Here is a 16,222-nt window from a genome sequence, read left to right as displayed (position 1 = left end):
CCGAGGTTGTTAGCGCCGGCTGTCGTCCTTCTGGGAATCAGGCTCCAGCGGCGACAGGTCGGACGAATAGACCCGGTCGCCGATATGCAGCGCCCGCCCCTTCTCCCAGGCGGCTTCAAAGGCCGCGAGTTCTTCCGCCGTGGCTCGCTCCCGGCGTTGTACCGGTGGCGGTGGGCTGGCCGCATCCTGGCTCGCGGGCAAGGAGACGGGCCGGCTGGGCGCGAAGGCCTGGATCTGCTCATTGATCTGCCAGTACACGCCGCTGACCAGCAGGTTGTAACGCGCAGCGGCATTTTTGGCGATAGCCGCACCCACCTCGACCAGCCGGGCGGGCCCACCTTCCCGGTTGTCCAGGAAGTCGGTGGAAAGGTCCACCAGCACCATGTACTGGTGGCCTCGCTTGTCGTTACGCACCACGCGGAATTTGTAGCTGGCCGACAAAATTCCGTGGGCCTGCATCGTGACCTTGATGGCCTCGAACAGCATCTCGCGCCGGAACGCCATGCGCTCGTCAAGATTCATCTTGACCGGACCCGTCTCAGGCCCCGTGGCATCGTGCCTGGGACTCTTGCTGGCGCTGAAAAGGTTCTTGAGCACGGACATGTCAGGCCTCGCTTCCTCTGGCTTTTGGGTCAGGCTTTTTGGGCGGTGAAAAACACGTAGTCGGCGGTATAGCCTTCCTTGACGCGTTTGCCCGCATCGGCCGGCGCGGTGCAGCCTTTGGCCGGCGCATTGCCACCCTCGGTGTTCAGCCGCTGCACGCTGGTGACGGTGGCCATCTTGCCGGGCATGCCGGCGGATTTGGCCGTCAGCAGCAGCAATGGGATGTCCGCGGGACGCTCGCCGTCGGCGCGTGCTTTTACCGTGCCCACAGTTTTGCTGCCGTCCAGCGCGGTCCAGTTCGGGCCGGCGCCATGCGTGCCGACTTTTTCGTCTTTCTGGTTGAAGAGGTCCGCCTCTGGTGCAACAAACACCCAGGCCCAGCCCTTGTCGCCGGAGCGGCATTCGTAGATTTGCGAGCCCACCGCGTGCCAGGTGAAGGCCACGCGTTCGCCGTCGGCCGGCTTGAGCGCGGCGGGCACCGGCTTGGCATCCATTGGTGCGGCCGGGCCACCGGCGCAGGCGCTTAGCAGCAGTCCAGTACACAACGCGGCAGCGGCAAGGCCTGCGTGAAGCCTGGGTTGGGTGGCGGTTGCTATCGGTGTCATGGCGATCTCCTGAGAGGAGTCCTGCAAATATTGACAGGTCTCCGGGTTAAAAGAAAGTAAAAAAGTCCCAACAACCACATGGCGGAAGGGGGCGTGGGCCGGCGCGGCGCCCGGCCTACCAGGGACAAACGACAGCAAGCGCCGATTGGATGCAGGTTTTTCTGAGAAAAATGCCATAACCGGGGAAGATTTGCCGCTTGGGCGTAACTCCCTATACTCAGCCGCATGAAACTGGCCCCCGACACAGACACCCGCAGCCTGCAGGCGCTGATTGCCGGCGCAGGGCAAGGCGACCACGCCTGCTTTGCGCAGGTCTATGAACGCACCCACACGCATCTGTTTGGCGTTGCCGTACGTATATTGGGACAAGGACACGCGGCCGAAGATGTGCTGCAAGAGGCTTACGTGAGCATCTGGAAAAACGCTGCCGGCTACCGCAGTGAGGTAGACGGGCAAACCATTCAACCCATGACGTGGCTGATTGCCATCGTCCGCAACAAGGCGCTGGACGCCCTGCGCTCCCGCACGCGCCGCAAGGAAAGCGAGTTGCCCGACTCCGGTGATGTGGATGAGGAAGACACCGAAACCACCGCCACACCCACCCCCAGCGCCATGCAGCTGCTGGAGCAGGCCACAGAGGCCCTGCACATCGAAGGCTGCATGAACGCACTGGAAGGCAGCCACCGCCAAAGCCTGGCGCTGGCGTATTACCAGGGCCTGTCGCATACCGAAGTGGCCGCGCAAATGGGCGCGCCGCTGGGCTCGGTGAAAGCCTGGATACGGCGCGGACTCGAAAAACTCAAGGGGTGTCTGGCGGCGCAAGGGGTGGTGGCGTCATGAGATATTCCAGCCCCGAATTGCTCGAACACCTCGCATCGGCCTATGTGCTGGGTACGCTGAGCGGCGGCGCGCGACGCCGCTTTGAGCGCCTGCAGCGCGACCGTACCGATGTGCGCGTGCGCGTCACACAATGGGAGGCCCGGCTGGGTCAACTCGCCATGTCGGTGCCCGCGCTCAAGCCGTCTCCCAGGGTGTGGGCTGCCATCGCAGCACGCACCAAACCTGCGGCGCCGCAACAGGGGCCGCAAACAAAACCGTCCTGGCTGGGCTGGCTCAAACCTGCTGGTTTCGGCTTCGGCGGCCTGGCCGCCGGGGTGATCGCGGCCAGCGTTTTCTTTATCGCCATGCCCACCCTGTTCATGTCCAGCGACCAGATCGCGATGCGCTCGGGCGAAAGGCTGCCGCAAAGCTATGTGGGCCTGCTCACCGACGCCCAGGGCAACGGCAAGCTGCTGGCCAGTTCGCTGCGCCACGGCAAGACCATGACAGTCAAGGTCATAGGCCCGATCACACCGCCGGCCACCGGAACACTGGTGCTGTGGGCCGTGCCGGCCGATGGCCCGGCGTTCTCGCTGGGCACCGTGCCCACGAGCGGATCGGCGGTTTCCATGCTGCCCGATACGTCGGAAAAGCTGCTGTCCAAGGTCAGCAAGCTGGTGGTGACACTGGAAACCAGCGCCACACCCGCCAGTCCGAGCGGAACGGTGGTGTTCAGCGGCAATTGCGCCAAGCTGTGGTGAGCGTGGCGGCATCCGGGGCCTCAATCCGGGTAGGTACCGTAAAAAGGAGAACCAGCATGAACGCCAGCCTCAAATGGTTTCTATCCCTCGGTGTGGTCACCGCCACCCTCCTCGGGTGCGCAACACCACCGCCAACCACAGCAACGTCTGCAATCAAGCCCACGGAGTTGCGGCTGGAGTGCGCGGTAGCGAAAGCAGATGTCCCGAACGCCGATTACATCGGCCCCTATGCGGGCGTTGAAAACATCGTCCCCGTGAAACTGATGGCTCAGGACACCTACTGCTCTGACGCCCTGAAGGCCATGCATTTTCCGCGGGGCTTTGTCTCCATCTATGGCAGCTCCCGTATCCGCGAGAAAAATGCCGCCTGCGACGCGCGCGGTGAGAACTGCAACGACACCATCAGGGCGGCAAACGATGCCATCTACGCAGACATCCGGAATTTTGCTCACGCATGGACCACGCGTTATGGCAAGCAGTATCCGATAATGACGGGTGCGGGCCCGGGGCTGATGGAAGCCGGCAACCGCGGCGCAAAAGAGGCGGGAGGCCCCAGCGTCGGGTACACCACCTACTACGACCGCTCGACGGCCAACGACACGCTGAAACCCTATGGTGGTGACCCCAAGCAGGCCTTGAATGCCTATGTGACCCATGGCCTGATTTTTTCCAGCGTGTCCATCCGCGAGCTGGCGATGATCAAGCACTCGGCCGCCATCGTGATTGCACCAGGAGGGACCGGCACCGAATGGGAAATATTCCAGATCATCGAGATCATCAAAAGCAGGCAGCTGACCAGGGTTCCGGTGTATCTCGTGGGCAATCGCCAAATTCACTGGCAAAGCCTGGACGCGCGCCTGACCGACATGATGGCGCGCAAGACCATCAACAAGGATGAGGTGGCATTTTTGAAGTATGTGGAAACGAGTGCAGAGCTGGTCAAACAACTCAGTGCAGACATGCGGCTCAACTGAGTTATTCAGGCACTCACTCAATGCGGCGGATCCGATGAACCTTGTTCGTGGCCTTTTGGACCGGATCATCCTGATTGGCGGGGCGCGCTGCGGGGGAAGACGCCGAGTTTCATGGTGCGCCGCACAGTGACTGTTTTTCTGGTGGTCATGGTGCTCGCTTACCTGGGCATCTGCGCGGCGCTGTTTGCGTTTCAACGTTCGCTGATCTACTTCCCGCAGCCGAGGTCATGGGGCGGCCCGGCCACAACACTCCACCTCCAGACACCCGACGCGGCGCTCGTCGTCACGGCCCGGCAAACGGCCGGGCCCAAGGCCATCATTTACTTCGGCGGCAATGCCGAAGACGTTTCGCCGAATTTGCCGTCTTTCTCGGAAGCATTTCCAGGCCATGCCCTCTACCTGCTTCACTACCGCGGTTACGGCGGAAGTACTGGAAGCCCCACCGAGGCGGCGCTTCAAAGCGACGCCCTGGCCTTGTTCGACCATATCAGCCGGACACATTCGGATATCACTGTGGTTGGCAGGAGTCTGGGTTCAGGCGTTGCGATCTGGGTGGCCAGCCAGCGGCCGGCCTCGCGCCTGATTCTGGTGACGCCCTACAACAGCATCCAGGAACTGGCCGCGCAGCGCTTTCCCTGGTTTCCCATCCCCTGGCTTCTTGTCGACAAGTTCGAGTCCTGGAAGTACGCGGCCAAAGTCACCGTGCCCACGCTGCTGATTTCGGCCGAACACGATGAAGTCATTCCGAAAGCCAGCACCGACCAGCTGCATGCGCACTTCAAGAATGGAACAGCGGTCCTGAAGATGCTGCCCGGAACCTCCCACAACACGGTCTCGCAGCATCCGCAGTATCTCTCGCTGTTTCAGTCAATGCTGTGAGCATTCAACACCTCTTTGCAAAACAAGCCGGGATGGACCACGCCGCATTCACCACTCAGGGCTTCGCACTTGTTCCGCAGGTGCTGACTGCCGCCCAGTGTGAATCGGCCGCTTCGCGCCTTGCCGGGATTTCCGCCGACTCGGCGGGAACACGTTGCCTGCTGTCGGAGGCCTGGTGCCAGGCGCTCGCAGCAAGAGTGCGCCGGCATCCGTCGCTAGCCTCGATGATTCCGGCCGATTTCGCTGCGGTGCAGTGCACTTACTTCGAGAAGTCGGTGTCCCGCAACTGGCTGGTGCCGGTGCACCAGGACCTGAGCATTCCAGTGGCAGATCACGTAGAGCACGCGAGCCTGGACGGCTGGTCCAGGAAGGAAGGCATTCTTTATGTCCAGCCGCCCGCCGAGCTGCTGGAGCAGCTGGTGGCGGTGCGTTTGCACATCGATGCCTGCGGCCCGGGGGACGGTCCACTGCGCGTGGTTCCGGGGTCACACCTGTACGGCCGCTTGCAGGCGAAGGACGCTGCAGCAGCTCGCCAGGCCCAAACCGGGTTCACCTGCACGGCCGGGCAAGGCAGCGCGATGGCCATGCGCCCGCTGCTGCTGCATGCTTCGTCCAGATCCACCAGCGGCAACATGCGCAGGGTGCTGCATTTTTTGTTCGGACCGCGAGTATTGCCTTTCGGCCTCCGGTGGCAGCGCGCAATATGAATTGCGACGGACACGCAAGCAGCCCGCCTTCCATTTCACAAGGAAAACGATGAGTGTCTTGAAGATTGCAGCCTTTTCTGACGGAAACACCGGCGGCAACCCCGCCGGCGTAATGATCGCCGGCCAATTTCCGGATGACCGTGAGATGCAGCGGATCGCTGCGGAGCTAGGCTTCTCGGAAACGGTTTTTGCCGTTGCAAGCGGCGCCGGCTGGCGGGTGCGCTATTTCTCGCCGGAATCCGAAGTACCCTTCTGCGGCCATGCAACGATAGCCCTGGGCGCAGCACTGGCCCTTCAGCATGGCGATGGCGTGTTTGCGCTGACCCTGAACCAGGCCAGCATCACGGTTGAAGGCCGGCGCAACGGGGAGACGATCACCGCCGCGCTGCAGTCGCCGCCCACGCGCAGCCAGGCTGCCCCACAGCCGCTGGTGCTGGCCACCCTGGCGCTGTTCGGCTACACACCGGATGACCTGGATCCCCGTATTCCGCCCGCATTGGCCCATGGCGGCGCAGACCACCTGATATTGGCTCTGAAAAGCCGCGACAAACTGGCGGCCATGCAATACGACCTGGACACGGGCCGCGAGCTGATGAACAAGGCGGGGCTGGTGACCATCCTGCTGGCCCATGCACAAACTCCCCGGTTTTTTCACACCCGGAATCCGTTTGCTTCGGGCGGCGTGTATGAAGACCCCGCCACAGGTGCAGCCACAGCCGCTTTTGCAGGCTACCTGCGCGACCTGAAGTGGCCGCACGGCGGCGCCATCGATATCGTGCAGGGTGAAGACATGGGCATGCGCTCCTGCCTGCGCGCGGAAATTCCACCCGCTTCCGGGGCCTCGATCAAGGTTTCCGGAACGGCCCGGATCATGCACGAGCTGGTTTAGGCCATTTACAAATAAATTACAACTCACCTGCATCTGTTTTACGGTTTTCCTCGTTTGTCATAGGTGCTGGTTTGCAGCGCGTTTCAACAACTGATATCTCAAGGAGCCCGACATGAACACTTCTTTCATCCGCAACTTCGTCGCATTCCCCGTGATCGCCCTGGCCCTGGCCGGTGCAGCGTTGGCAGCCGACATCGAAACCACACCAGCCAAAAATGCCCAGGTCGACGACTTCGCGGCGGGTAAAAAAGCCATCAGCACCAAGAACTGGTCGGAGGCCGTGAGCAGCTTTAACAAGGTGGTGGCCAAGGACCCGAAAAATGCCGACGCCTACAACTACCTCGGCTATTCCAACCGCTGGATGGGCAAGTACGACGATGCATTTGCCGCCTATGGCAAGGCGCTGGCGCTGGACCCCAAGCACAAGGGCGCGCTGGAATACTCGGGCATTGCCTACCTGAAGACCAACCAGAAAGCCCAGGCCGACGCGCAGCTGGCCAAGCTGCAGGCGATTTGCGCCACCTGTGAAGAAACCCGCGATCTGGCCAAGGCCGTGGCCGAGTACAAGCCGGCTGCCAAGTAAGCCGCCCTTGAAGAACCACCATTGCGGCGCGGCACGCGCTGCAATGGGTTCCTGTTGCCGTTCACCTCCCAGGCGATGCCCCAGGGCTTTTCGCCTCCCGGCGCACACAAGAGCGTGGCTCCGAGTGCGCGAACTCTGAAGATCCGAAAGAAAACAATGATTGACGCTGATCGCATCAAATACCTGCGCATTGCCCTGGTGCTGATAGGGGTGACGTTCACTTTCGGCTTGTGGCCGCTCACCGTCGTCTGGCCTTCAGGCTGGTCGTGGCATGCGGAAGGTCGTTCGTACTACCTGGAGATGATCCTCGCCCTTTACGCAACGCTGGGGATCTTCCTCATGCTCGCCGCCCGTAACCCTCTCTTGCACCGCAGCCTCATCTGGTTTACCGTCTGGTCCAGCATTGCACACGGCGGGGTGATGGCAGTGCAGTCGTTTCAGGGCCACCACAACATGGGGCACCTCTGGGGTGATGTCCTGGCGCTGTTCGCGGTGGCGGCTGTGCTGGCATTGCTGACTCCCCGCGAAGCTTAAGCCGAAAGAAATCCCATGCCCAAGCTGACACGCCCTGCCTTCCGGATGCTGCCAACTGCTCTGTTTTTCATAGCTGCTTGCGCACTACCTATATGGTCTGCAGCCGGAAACATTTCCATTCAAGTGCTCGACAAGGAAGGCAAGCCGGCGCCGGACGCCGTAGTCGTCGTGGTGCCTTCCGCCAAAACCGGGGCGCCCCAAAACCCTTTGCCCGCCCAAGTGACGATCTACCAGGAAAAGATGCGTTTTGTGCCGGCCGTCAGCGTGGTGGCGCTGGGCGCCAAGGCCCAGTTCGTCAACAACGATCCGTGGGAACACCATGTGCGCGGCTCGGCCGCCGGCGCGGCGCAGTTCAACGCGACGCCGGGTGAGGGGTTCGAGCTCCGGCTCGACGGCAAGCCCGAAGGCAAACCCGCCAAAACCGCTGACGCCACTTTCAACAAGGCCGGCGCCGTGCTGCTGGGCTGCCATATCCACGGCTCCATGCGCGGCCATGTCTACGTGAGCGAATCGCCCTGGGCCGTGCTGACAAACGCCGACGGCGTAGCGCAGGTCGAGCAGTTGCCCGAAGGCGCTGCGCAGATCAAGGTCTGGCATGCCGACCAGCTGATCGACATTGCGCCGCAGGCTTATACCGTGACAGCCTCTCCCGGCAAGCTCACGCTGCAGCTGAGCGTGGTGCCGCGCCGCCGCCGGATTTAGCCGGCCGTATCCAGAAACCTTTCGACGCTTTTTTGGCGTCTTTCAGGCCTTTCGGATCATTGACAGCACCTTTCATGAAACTTACATTGAAGCTTCCGCACGGAGGCTTTATGTCTGATCCCTCTGACCCGTCCAAGGCATCACTACCTGCCCGGTCGCCGTACTGGCACCCCATCACGCTGGCGCAGCTGCAACGCGTCAAGGACTGGCGCGAGGCGCAGCGAGCGGCGCACCCGCTTGAATGCCAGCTCTGGGAGGTGGTGCTGACGGCCTGGGTGATGGGCTGGATGGGCTGGCTGCCGGCCTTTACCTTTGAGGCGGCCTGGGCCTACCCGCTGTGCGTGCTGGGCACACTGGCGCCGCGGCTGTATGTCTATGTACGGGCACGGGCGCACATTGCGCGGCGTCTCAGGTGTGACTGGCTGGACCTGGTCGCCTGACTTAGAGTGTGGGCATGAACGCCTCCTCCCAACCTGCCCTCACCTGCTTCACCCTCAACACCACCGGCCACGTTGCCCACCTGGTGCTGAACCGCCCCGAGGCGATGAACACCATGCACCCGACCTTCTGGCGCGAGCTGGATGCGGCGCTCACGCACATCCACAAGGCTGGCGAGGCGCGCGTGCTGGTGATATCCAGCACCGGCAAGCACTTCAGCGCCGGCATGGCACTGGAAACCTTTGGCAGCGACATCGCCATGGACGACCGGAGCCCCGAGGGCCGCGCCGCCATCTTTGACATGCTGGGCGACATGCAGGCCACCTTCACCAAGCTGGAGACGCTGCGCGTTCCGGTGATTGCGGCCATCCAGGGCGGCTGCATAGGAGGGGCGGTCGACATGGTGACGGCCTGCTGCCTGCGCTACGCCACGGCCGACGCATTCTTCTGCATCCAGGAAATCAACATTGGCATGGTGGCCGACGTGGGCACCCTGCAGCGCCTGCCCAAGCTGGTGCCGCTGGCGGTCGTCAAGGAACTGGCCTATACCGGGCGCCGGCTGCCGGCCGCAAAAGCGTTGGGCTACGGGCTGGTCAACGAGGTTTTTGACTCAGCCGAGGCGATGCTGGCGGCTGCCATGCAGTGCGCCGGCGAGATTGCCACCAAGCCGCCGGTGGCCATCTGGGGCACCAAGCAGGCCATCCACTACACGCGCGACCATTCGGTGGACGACGCGCTCAGGCAGATGGGCTGGCTGCAGGGCGCGATCTGGAGCAACGTGCATGTCCGTGAGGCGGTTACCGCCATGAAGGAAAAGCGCGCGGCGAGCTTTCCCGGGCTTTCACCGATCAAGAATTTCAATGAATTCGGGCTCTAGCCCATACATGACGAGCGCAAGCAGCTATTAATTCAATAGCAAGCTGCATTGGCAATTATTGGCGGGCTGTGCGAATGGCAGGCGGCAGCGCCTGCGGATGGCTGGTGCGAAACGGATTGATGTCCAGCCCGCCGCGGCGCGTGTAGCGCGCGTACACCGAGAGCTTCATGGGTTTGCAGCGCGTCCAGATGTCCATGAAGATGCGCTCCACACATTGTTCGTGGAACTCGTTGTGGTTGCGAAAGCTCACCAGATACTGCAGCAGGCCTTCCTGGTTGATCTGCGGGCCGGCATAGCGAATCTGTACGCTGCCCCAGTCGGGCTGGCCGGTGACCAGGCAATTGCTCTTGAGCAGGTTGCTGGTCAGCGTCTCTTCCACCGGCGGTTCGTCGAACTCGGCAAACAACAGCTCGGGGGTGGGCGTGAAATGAATGCACTCCACGTCGAGCCGGTCCAGGTTCAGGCCGTCGAGTTCATGCACGGGTTCGCGGTCGAACAGCTCGGGGCCCAGCGTCTTGATGCCCACCCCCATGCCGACAGCACCGTTCAGGTCGGCGCGAATGCGTTCCCGCACATCGCGCGCATCGGCAAAACGCGTGTTGTTGAAGCTGTTGAGGTAAAGCTTGAAGGACTTGCTTTCGACGATGTTGGGTGACTCGCAAGGCACGGTGATGTGGGCCAGTGCCACCTGCGGCTTGCCGCGCATATTGAGCCAGCTCAGCTCAAACGCCGTCCACATGTCTGCGCCGAAAAACGGCGGCGTTCCGGTGACGCCGATCTCGGCACGCTTGCCTTCGCGCGGTATCGGGAACAGCAGCGAAGCGTCGTACTGGTCGATATAGGCCGACGATTTGCCGAGCTGGGATTGTTCAGGGGTGTTCATGCACCCATTTTCGCCGCTAACCGCTGCCAGGCTGAAAGCCCCCGCACAAAGCCCCAAGCCATGGGGCTGTATCAGTTTGCCGCCTTGAAGTGGGGGATCAGCAGCGCCAGCAAACGGTCAACAACACCCGGCGGCAAATCGTGTCCCATGCCTTCAATGCTTTCAAAACGCGCACCGGGAATGCGCCTGGCCGTGTCCTGCCCGCAGGCCATGGGCACCAGCCGGTCCGCCTGGCCGTGCACCACCAGCGTCGGCGCCGTCACCCTGGCAAGTACCGAGGCGCGCGCACCGTCAGCGGCAACGGCCACCATCTGGCGCAGAACGCCCTGCGGATGGAAGCTGCGCTGCGCCGCGGCAGCGACTTTTCCGCGTATCTCGGCATCGTCCATGGGAAAGCCGGGGCTGCCGATGGCCTTGAGCAGCTTCACCGTATGGTCGATGGCGGCCTGCACACCCCTGCCGGCAGGCCGGCTGAGCAGCACGCGGGTCACCGCCGGGCTGGCTTCCGGCAGGCCACGCGCACCGCTGGAGCTCATGATGCTGGACAGGCTGAGCAGGCGCGATGGAGCCAGCACCGCAACGCGCTGCGCGATCATGCCGCCCATGCTCACACCCACCACATGTGCCTTGCCGATTTTCAGCGCATCCAGAACGCCCACGGTGTCGGCTGCCATGTCTTCAATACCGTAGGGCGGCCGGATGCGCCAGCCCATGCGGAACTTGAGGCCCTCCCACATCAGGCTGGGCGAGCCAAGGTGGTCGAAGTGCTGCGAAAGGCCGATGTCGCGGTTGTCAAAGCGCACCACACGAAAGCCCGCATCAGCGATCGCCTGCACCATGGCCGGCGGCCAGGCAATCAGCTGCATGCCCAGCCCCATGATGAGCAGCACCACCGGCCGGCCGGTTGCGTCACCTGGGTGGGTGTCTTCAATCTCGATATCGATGTTGTTGGCGCGTATTTTCATAACTGATTATGGTCTGCACTCCCCGAATCGCGTCAATCACCTCGTCCCCCATGCGTCACGCAGGCTCACCCGCAAGCAGGGGCCGCGGAACTGGCTTTGCCAGGCCGCTGGCACCGCCCCCTTAAGGGGGAACGGGCTACACGAAGCCTGGACGGGGGTGAAACTATTTCTCCGCGGAACTGGCTTTGCCAGGCCGCTGGCGCCGTCTCCTGCAAGGGGAGAGGAGGCTACACGAAGTGAGCCTGGACAGGGGTGTTACACGAATTCTCTTTCTCGTAGCCATTTGGTGGCAATCCATTTCTCGCCAGTGGTAACCGGCTCGCCGCCATGCAGCGTGAGGCTGGAAGGCAGCGCTTGCGGATAACTGAAAAACACCGCATTGCCGCGCCGCGGCGCCACTCGGACCTCGATATCCGGGAACACCGTGGCGCCGCCTTCCTCGGGCTCATGCAGGTACATGATGAGCGTCGCCACCCGCTGGCCGCCGCGCTGCAGTATGGCGGGCGTGCCGGGTTCGGTCGGGTCAAAGTAGTCGTAGTGCGGCTTGTATTCGGTGCCGGGCCCATAGTGAAGCACCTGCAGCCCTTCGCCGTTTTCCTGCGGCCAGCCGAAGATTCTGGCAATGCGTGCCTCCACCTGGCGCACCACGGCGTTTTCAGCGCGCCTGAAAAACATGCCCTCGCTGGTACGGTCAGGGTTGAGTTCTTCGCCGCCGGTCTTGGTGTCGACCGTCAGCGAACGCACCAGACGCGGCCGGGCGGCCTCCATCAGCGCCTCGCATTCACTCGGGCCCAGCAGGTTGCCCAGTACGATGACATTGGGCACCTGGGCGAAAAAAAGTATTTCCACCCACTTGTCGCCGGCATCGACCATGTTGTTGGTGACCGGCAAAGCCAGCGCAGGCACAACCACTGCGGCGAGATCTTCGGGCGTCAGGCGCACCGCCCGCGTGGCAGCGTCGCGGTTCCAGCCAGCTGCCAGCATGGCGTTAAAAATCTCGTCTCTGGAATGGCCGAGGTTTGCCTGCGCCGTCATCCACGCCAGCACTTCCGGCGTGAGCTGCTGATCGGTGCGGGCGGGCGTGCTCATGCGGGGCTGGGCCGCTCAGGCGGCCTGTTTGCGGCGAAACACCAGCCGGTCGGGTTCGGACACTTTGGGATCAAAGCGGTAGCCTTCGACGTCAAAGCTCTCGAGCTTCTTGACGGTAGACAGCTTCTTTTCAATCGCATGGCGCACCATGAGACCACGGGCGCGCTTGGCAAAAAAACTGATGACCTTGTACTTGCCGGCTTTGTATTCTTCAAACACGCAGCTCACCACACGCGCCTTGAGCGCCTTGCGGTCCACGGCCTTGAAGTATTCCTCGCTGGCGAGATTGACGATGACCGGTGTGGTGTGGGCGGCCGCGCGCTCGTTCAGATAGGCGCAGATTTGCGAACCCCAGAACTGATAGAGATTTTTGCCTTGGGGCGTGGCCAGCGGCGTGCCCATTTCAAGCCGGTAGGGCTGCATGCGGTCCAGCGGGCGCAGCACCCCGTAAAGGCCGCTCAGGATGCAGACATGGTCCTGCGCCCAGGCGAGTTGTGCGTCGCCTAGCGTTTTTGCATCGAGGCCGCCATACACATCGCCGTCAAATGCCAGCGCGGCCTGTTTGGAATTCTTCGCGGTGAATTTCGGCGACCAGGCCTGGTAGCGCGCGACATTCAGGCCTGCGAGCGAATCTGACAGCTTCATCAGTTCGCTGATCTGCTGCGGGGTCCGTGTTTTGAGCACGTCAATCAACTGGGCCGACTGGCGGGTGAAGAGGGGTTGGGTGTGGGTCGCGACGTGCGGCGGCGTGTCGTAGTCCAGGGATTTGGCCGGCGAGATGAGAAACAGCATGCTTTGAGTCGTAGGGGTAAGGCAAGTAAGGCGAAACCCCCACTTTACGACAGGAGGATGGCGCCACGGCCATGAACCTTCAACTACTGCAGATCGCTGGCCAAAGAGGCGAGCGTTTCCGCTGCAATCGTCGTATGCGCCGGGTAATGCGTGTGGTCGCAGCCGAGCTTGACACTGGCGCCTGCCTTGACGGCCGCGCACATGGCCGGGTCCAGCTCAAAGCGCACAAAGTGCACGGCCGAGGTCTTCTCGTCGTTTTCGCGGTCCATGTCTTCGTCAGCAATGGCGTAAACACGCTTGTGGCCTTCGACTTCGACGAACATGCGGTCTTCCACACCGATGAGCCGGGCCAGTTCGCGCTTGCGTTCGTTGACATCGGGGTACTCCAGCATCAGCGTGCCCTTCCAGTTGCTACCGTCGGGCATAAGGGGCGCGTAGGCTTCGATCTCCTGCTCTATGCCCTCCTCTTCAAAGATTTTCTCGACGCGCAGCATCTCCTGGATCTGGTAGCGGATGCTGGTTTCGCTTTCAAACTGGAGGTTGATATGTTCGCCCAGACGCACGCTGCGCAGCTTGCGGTGGGCGATGATGGCCGGCTTGTTCTCCTTGCGGTACTTGCTGTAGGCCTCCAACGTCATGAGGGATTCGCGGGTGATCTTTCCGGTGGTCTTCATGGTGTGATCTCATTTCAGACCGTAGGCCGTGCGTATCAGAGTGAGCGGGTGCTTCTGCGGCGGCGCGCCCAGGCTGTTCACGTCAAAGCCCTGGGCAATGTGGTGGCCACCCAGCGGGCAGTCGCTGCTGATGACGTCAGGCAGGCCGCCGTCTTTGTGGCTGGCCATGGCTTTAAAGAGCGGCTTGCCGATCTTCATGGCCTGCTGGTGGTAGGGCACCTTCACGCCAAAGGTGCCGGCGTGGCCCGAGCAGCGCTCGTGCGTGTGCACGCTGGTGCCGGGCACCATCTTGAGCATCTCTTCGGTTTTTTTGCCGATGTTCTGCACCCGGCCGTGGCAGGGAATCTGGTAGCTGATCTTGCCCAGCGGCACGCTGAATTCAGTCTTGAGCAGGCCGTCTCGCTTGCGGGCCATCAGGTATTCAAACGGGTCCCACATGTGTTCCTTGACGAGCTGCACGTCGGCGTCGTCGGGGTACATCAGCGGCAGCTCCTGCTTGAACATCAGCGTACAGCTGGGTACGGCGCTCAGGATGGCGTAGCCCTCTTTGGCGTATTTCACCAGCACCGGGATGTTGGCCTCCTTGCTGGTGTTCACCGAGGCCAGATCGCCCAACTCCAGCTTGGGCATGCCACAGCATTTCTCTTTTTCGACCAGCACATAGGGCACTTCGTTGTGGTCCAGCACCTTGAGCAGGTCGTGGCCTATGCCGGGCTCGTTGTAGTTGATGTAGCAGGTGGAATAGATCACCACCTTGCCGGGCGTCTTGGCGCCGTCTTTCACCGCATGCGGTGGCGACTCAAGCGCGCCTGAGCGAAATTTTTTCGTGGCCAGGTCGGGCAGCCAGGCGTTTTTGTCGACGCCCAGCACCTTTTGCATCACAGCGCGGGCCGGTTTGGTTTTGTTGACCGCGTTGGCCACCTGGACCACGATGGGAATGCCGGCGAACTGGCCGTGCACGTCGGTGGACGACAAAAACTTCTCCCCCGCGCCCACCTCGCCCTTCTTGAACTTGATGGCTTTGGCGCGCAGCATGGTGTGGGGGAAGTCGAGGTTGAACTCGTGCGGCGGCACATAGGGGCACTTGGTCATGTAGCAGAGGTCGCACATGTAGCACTGGTCGACCACTTTCATGTAGTCCTTCTTGTCCACACCATCAACCTCGCCGGTCTTGCTTTCGTCAACCAGGTCAAACAGTGTGGGAAAGGCACCGCACAGGCTGACACAGCGGCGGCACCCATGGCAGATGTCGAAGATGCGCTCCATCTCGTGCAGGGCCGCGTCTTCGTTGTAGAAGTCCGGGTTCTTCCAGTCGATCGCGTGGCGCGTGGGCGCCTGGAGATTGCCTTCTGTGGCCATGCTTGCCTCTTCTTTTTGAATCTCGGGTGGGGTTTGAGAAAAGACTCTCGCGCGGAATCTTTTCCAAAACCCGCCACGCCTTGCGACGTAGCGAGGGACACGCTTGTCCAGTCAGTCAACCAGTTCGGCGAGCGCTTTGCTGTAGCGGTTGGCGTGTGAGCGTTCCGCCTTGGCCAGGGTTTCAAACCAGTCGGCCACTTCATCATGGCCTTCGTCGCGTGCAGTTTTGGCCATGCCGGGGTACATGTCGGTGTACTCGTGGGTTTCACCGGCCACAGCGGACTTGAGGTTGTCGCGCGTGGCGCCAAACGGCAGGCCGGTCGCGGGGTCGCCGCACTGTTCCAGCCACTCGAGGTGGCCGTGGGCGTGGCCGGTTTCACCTTCCGCAGTGGAGCGGAACAGTGCCGCGACATCGGGCTGACCTTCAACGTCGGCCTTGTTCGCGAAATACAGGTAGCGGCGGTTGGCCTGTGATTCGCCGGCAAATGCGGCTTTCAGGTTCTCTTCCGTCCTGGAGCCTTTGAGAGCAGCCATGGAAATCTCCTTCGTGGGTTGATGAACGAACAAATCGTCAATGCTTCAAACCCACGCCCGACTTCTGGCGCAGGACCGAAGACTAAGGCCTGTTAAAGCTATTTATGCAAGATGCGTTGCGAGTCAAAAAGGCTTTGAGCAAGGCGCAAAACGCAGGCGGGGTGAACCCCGTCAAGGTTTTGCAACGCCGCGCAAGGCCTTTTTGATCGCAACCCGGAGGGAGTGGGGTGAGAAAGCCGCCACTCGCATTTGCATAAATAGCTTCAACAGGCCCCAAACACCATAGACCTGTTGGAGGGATTCGTCTAATTGCCGGAATCAATGCATGACATTGATAAAAACTATCAAATTAATACCATCAATAAATTTAACAAATTAAATAAGAGGCAACTATAGGAAGGGGCAACCATAGCCAGCGACGTGCGGCAGAAAATCATCGTTTTAATTACGTTATGGTAAATTTATTACGGATAGGTAAACAATACATCAGAGCTGCCGACGGCACCGGGCCTCTGGGAAAAGTGCATGCCGGCGTCCCGCAGTTGCTATTTTTTT

At 61.7% G+C, this 16,222-nt stretch carries 20 protein-coding genes; 11 read left to right on the top strand and 9 right to left on the bottom strand.

Annotated features, from left to right (window positions below; genetic code table 11):
* Window positions 1-9: 9 nt before the first annotated feature.
* Window positions 10-603, bottom strand: a complete 594-nt coding sequence (locus AC1D1J_RS12075) for a hypothetical protein (RefSeq protein ID WP_477688001.1) — start codon at window positions 601-603, stop codon at window positions 10-12.
* A gap of 29 nt (window positions 604-632) precedes the next feature.
* The gene (locus AC1D1J_RS12070; protein ID WP_477671259.1) at window positions 633-1,208 is read right to left on the bottom strand and encodes a DUF3455 domain-containing protein; all 576 of its coding nucleotides are present in this window, start codon (window positions 1,206-1,208) and stop codon (window positions 633-635) included.
* Between the two features lie 225 nt (window positions 1,209-1,433).
* On the opposite strand from AC1D1J_RS12070, the gene AC1D1J_RS12065 reads away from it, so the two are divergent.
* From AC1D1J_RS12065 to AC1D1J_RS12015, 11 genes are all read left to right on the top strand, one after another.
* On the top strand, window positions 1,434-2,048 hold the full coding sequence (locus AC1D1J_RS12065) for an RNA polymerase sigma factor (RefSeq protein WP_457279452.1): 615 nt from the start codon (window positions 1,434-1,436) through the stop codon (window positions 2,046-2,048).
* Complete coding sequence (locus tag AC1D1J_RS12060; RefSeq protein ID WP_477694820.1) at window positions 2,045-2,788, top strand: anti-sigma factor; 744 nt, start codon at window positions 2,045-2,047, stop codon at window positions 2,786-2,788. The genes AC1D1J_RS12065 and AC1D1J_RS12060 overlap by 4 nt, the downstream gene beginning before the upstream one ends.
* 56 nt (window positions 2,789-2,844) lie before the next feature.
* On the top strand, window positions 2,845-3,762 hold the full coding sequence (locus tag AC1D1J_RS12055; RefSeq protein WP_477694819.1) for an LOG family protein: 918 nt from the start codon (window positions 2,845-2,847) through the stop codon (window positions 3,760-3,762).
* Window positions 3,763-3,873: 111 nt separating this feature from the next.
* On the top strand, window positions 3,874-4,641 hold the full coding sequence (locus AC1D1J_RS12050; RefSeq protein ID WP_477694818.1) for an alpha/beta hydrolase: 768 nt from the start codon (window positions 3,874-3,876) through the stop codon (window positions 4,639-4,641).
* 32 nt (window positions 4,642-4,673) lie between these two features.
* Window positions 4,674-5,348 carry a phytanoyl-CoA dioxygenase family protein gene (locus AC1D1J_RS12045; protein WP_477694817.1) on the top strand — a complete coding sequence of 225 codons (675 nt, stop codon included), beginning with the start codon at window positions 4,674-4,676 and terminating at the stop codon, window positions 5,346-5,348.
* Between the two features lie 49 nt (window positions 5,349-5,397).
* Window positions 5,398-6,237 (top strand): PhzF family phenazine biosynthesis protein, encoded by an 840-nt coding sequence (locus AC1D1J_RS12040; RefSeq protein WP_477694816.1) that lies wholly within the window; start codon window positions 5,398-5,400, stop codon window positions 6,235-6,237.
* A gap of 112 nt (window positions 6,238-6,349) precedes the next feature.
* Window positions 6,350-6,820 (top strand): tetratricopeptide repeat protein, encoded by a 471-nt coding sequence (locus AC1D1J_RS12035; protein WP_477694815.1) that lies wholly within the window; start codon window positions 6,350-6,352, stop codon window positions 6,818-6,820.
* Between the two features lie 156 nt (window positions 6,821-6,976).
* Window positions 6,977-7,354, top strand: coding sequence for a DUF6632 domain-containing protein (locus AC1D1J_RS12030; RefSeq protein ID WP_477694814.1), 378 nt, complete (start codon window positions 6,977-6,979; stop codon window positions 7,352-7,354).
* Between the two features lie 15 nt (window positions 7,355-7,369).
* The gene (locus AC1D1J_RS12025; RefSeq protein WP_477694813.1) at window positions 7,370-8,056 is read left to right on the top strand and encodes a cupredoxin domain-containing protein; all 687 of its coding nucleotides are present in this window, start codon (window positions 7,370-7,372) and stop codon (window positions 8,054-8,056) included.
* Between the two features lie 110 nt (window positions 8,057-8,166).
* A complete protein-coding gene (locus AC1D1J_RS12020; protein ID WP_477694812.1) occupies window positions 8,167-8,496 on the top strand; it encodes a hypothetical protein in 330 nt (109 codons plus the stop codon).
* A gap of 14 nt (window positions 8,497-8,510) precedes the next feature.
* Window positions 8,511-9,371: an enoyl-CoA hydratase-related protein gene (locus tag AC1D1J_RS12015; protein ID WP_477694811.1), complete on the top strand. Its 861-nt coding sequence runs from the start codon at window positions 8,511-8,513 to the stop codon at window positions 9,369-9,371.
* A gap of 55 nt (window positions 9,372-9,426) precedes the next feature.
* On the opposite strand, the gene queF is transcribed toward AC1D1J_RS12015, so the two are convergent.
* The 7 genes from queF to AC1D1J_RS11980 form a co-directional block, all read right to left on the bottom strand.
* Window positions 9,427-10,254, bottom strand: coding sequence for an NADPH-dependent 7-cyano-7-deazaguanine reductase QueF (queF, locus tag AC1D1J_RS12010; RefSeq protein ID WP_457279464.1), 828 nt, complete (start codon window positions 10,252-10,254; stop codon window positions 9,427-9,429).
* Window positions 10,255-10,325: 71 nt separating this feature from the next.
* Window positions 10,326-11,219, bottom strand: coding sequence for an alpha/beta fold hydrolase (locus AC1D1J_RS12005; protein ID WP_477694810.1), 894 nt, complete (start codon window positions 11,217-11,219; stop codon window positions 10,326-10,328).
* Between the two features lie 255 nt (window positions 11,220-11,474).
* Window positions 11,475-12,308, bottom strand: a complete 834-nt coding sequence (locus tag AC1D1J_RS12000) for a 2OG-Fe(II) oxygenase (protein WP_477687991.1) — start codon at window positions 12,306-12,308, stop codon at window positions 11,475-11,477.
* 15 nt (window positions 12,309-12,323) lie between these two features.
* Window positions 12,324-13,100 carry a peroxide stress protein YaaA gene (yaaA, locus tag AC1D1J_RS11995; RefSeq protein ID WP_477694809.1) on the bottom strand — a complete coding sequence of 259 codons (777 nt, stop codon included), beginning with the start codon at window positions 13,098-13,100 and terminating at the stop codon, window positions 12,324-12,326.
* An 83-nt stretch (window positions 13,101-13,183) separates the two neighbouring features.
* Window positions 13,184-13,774, bottom strand: a complete 591-nt coding sequence (locus AC1D1J_RS11990; RefSeq protein ID WP_477694808.1) for a DUF3501 family protein — start codon at window positions 13,772-13,774, stop codon at window positions 13,184-13,186.
* Between the two features lie 9 nt (window positions 13,775-13,783).
* Window positions 13,784-15,133 (bottom strand): (Fe-S)-binding protein, encoded by a 1,350-nt coding sequence (locus AC1D1J_RS11985; protein WP_477694807.1) that lies wholly within the window; start codon window positions 15,131-15,133, stop codon window positions 13,784-13,786.
* A gap of 111 nt (window positions 15,134-15,244) precedes the next feature.
* Entirely contained in the window at window positions 15,245-15,667 is a 423-nt protein-coding gene (locus AC1D1J_RS11980; protein WP_007867167.1) for a rubrerythrin family protein, read from the bottom strand.
* Between the last annotated feature and the right edge of the window lie 555 nt (window positions 15,668-16,222).

Source organism: Polaromonas sp. P1_F8, assembly GCF_056405635.1.
Note: the sequence above shows the minus strand (reverse complement) of the source record. Positions and strands in the feature narration are given on the sequence as shown.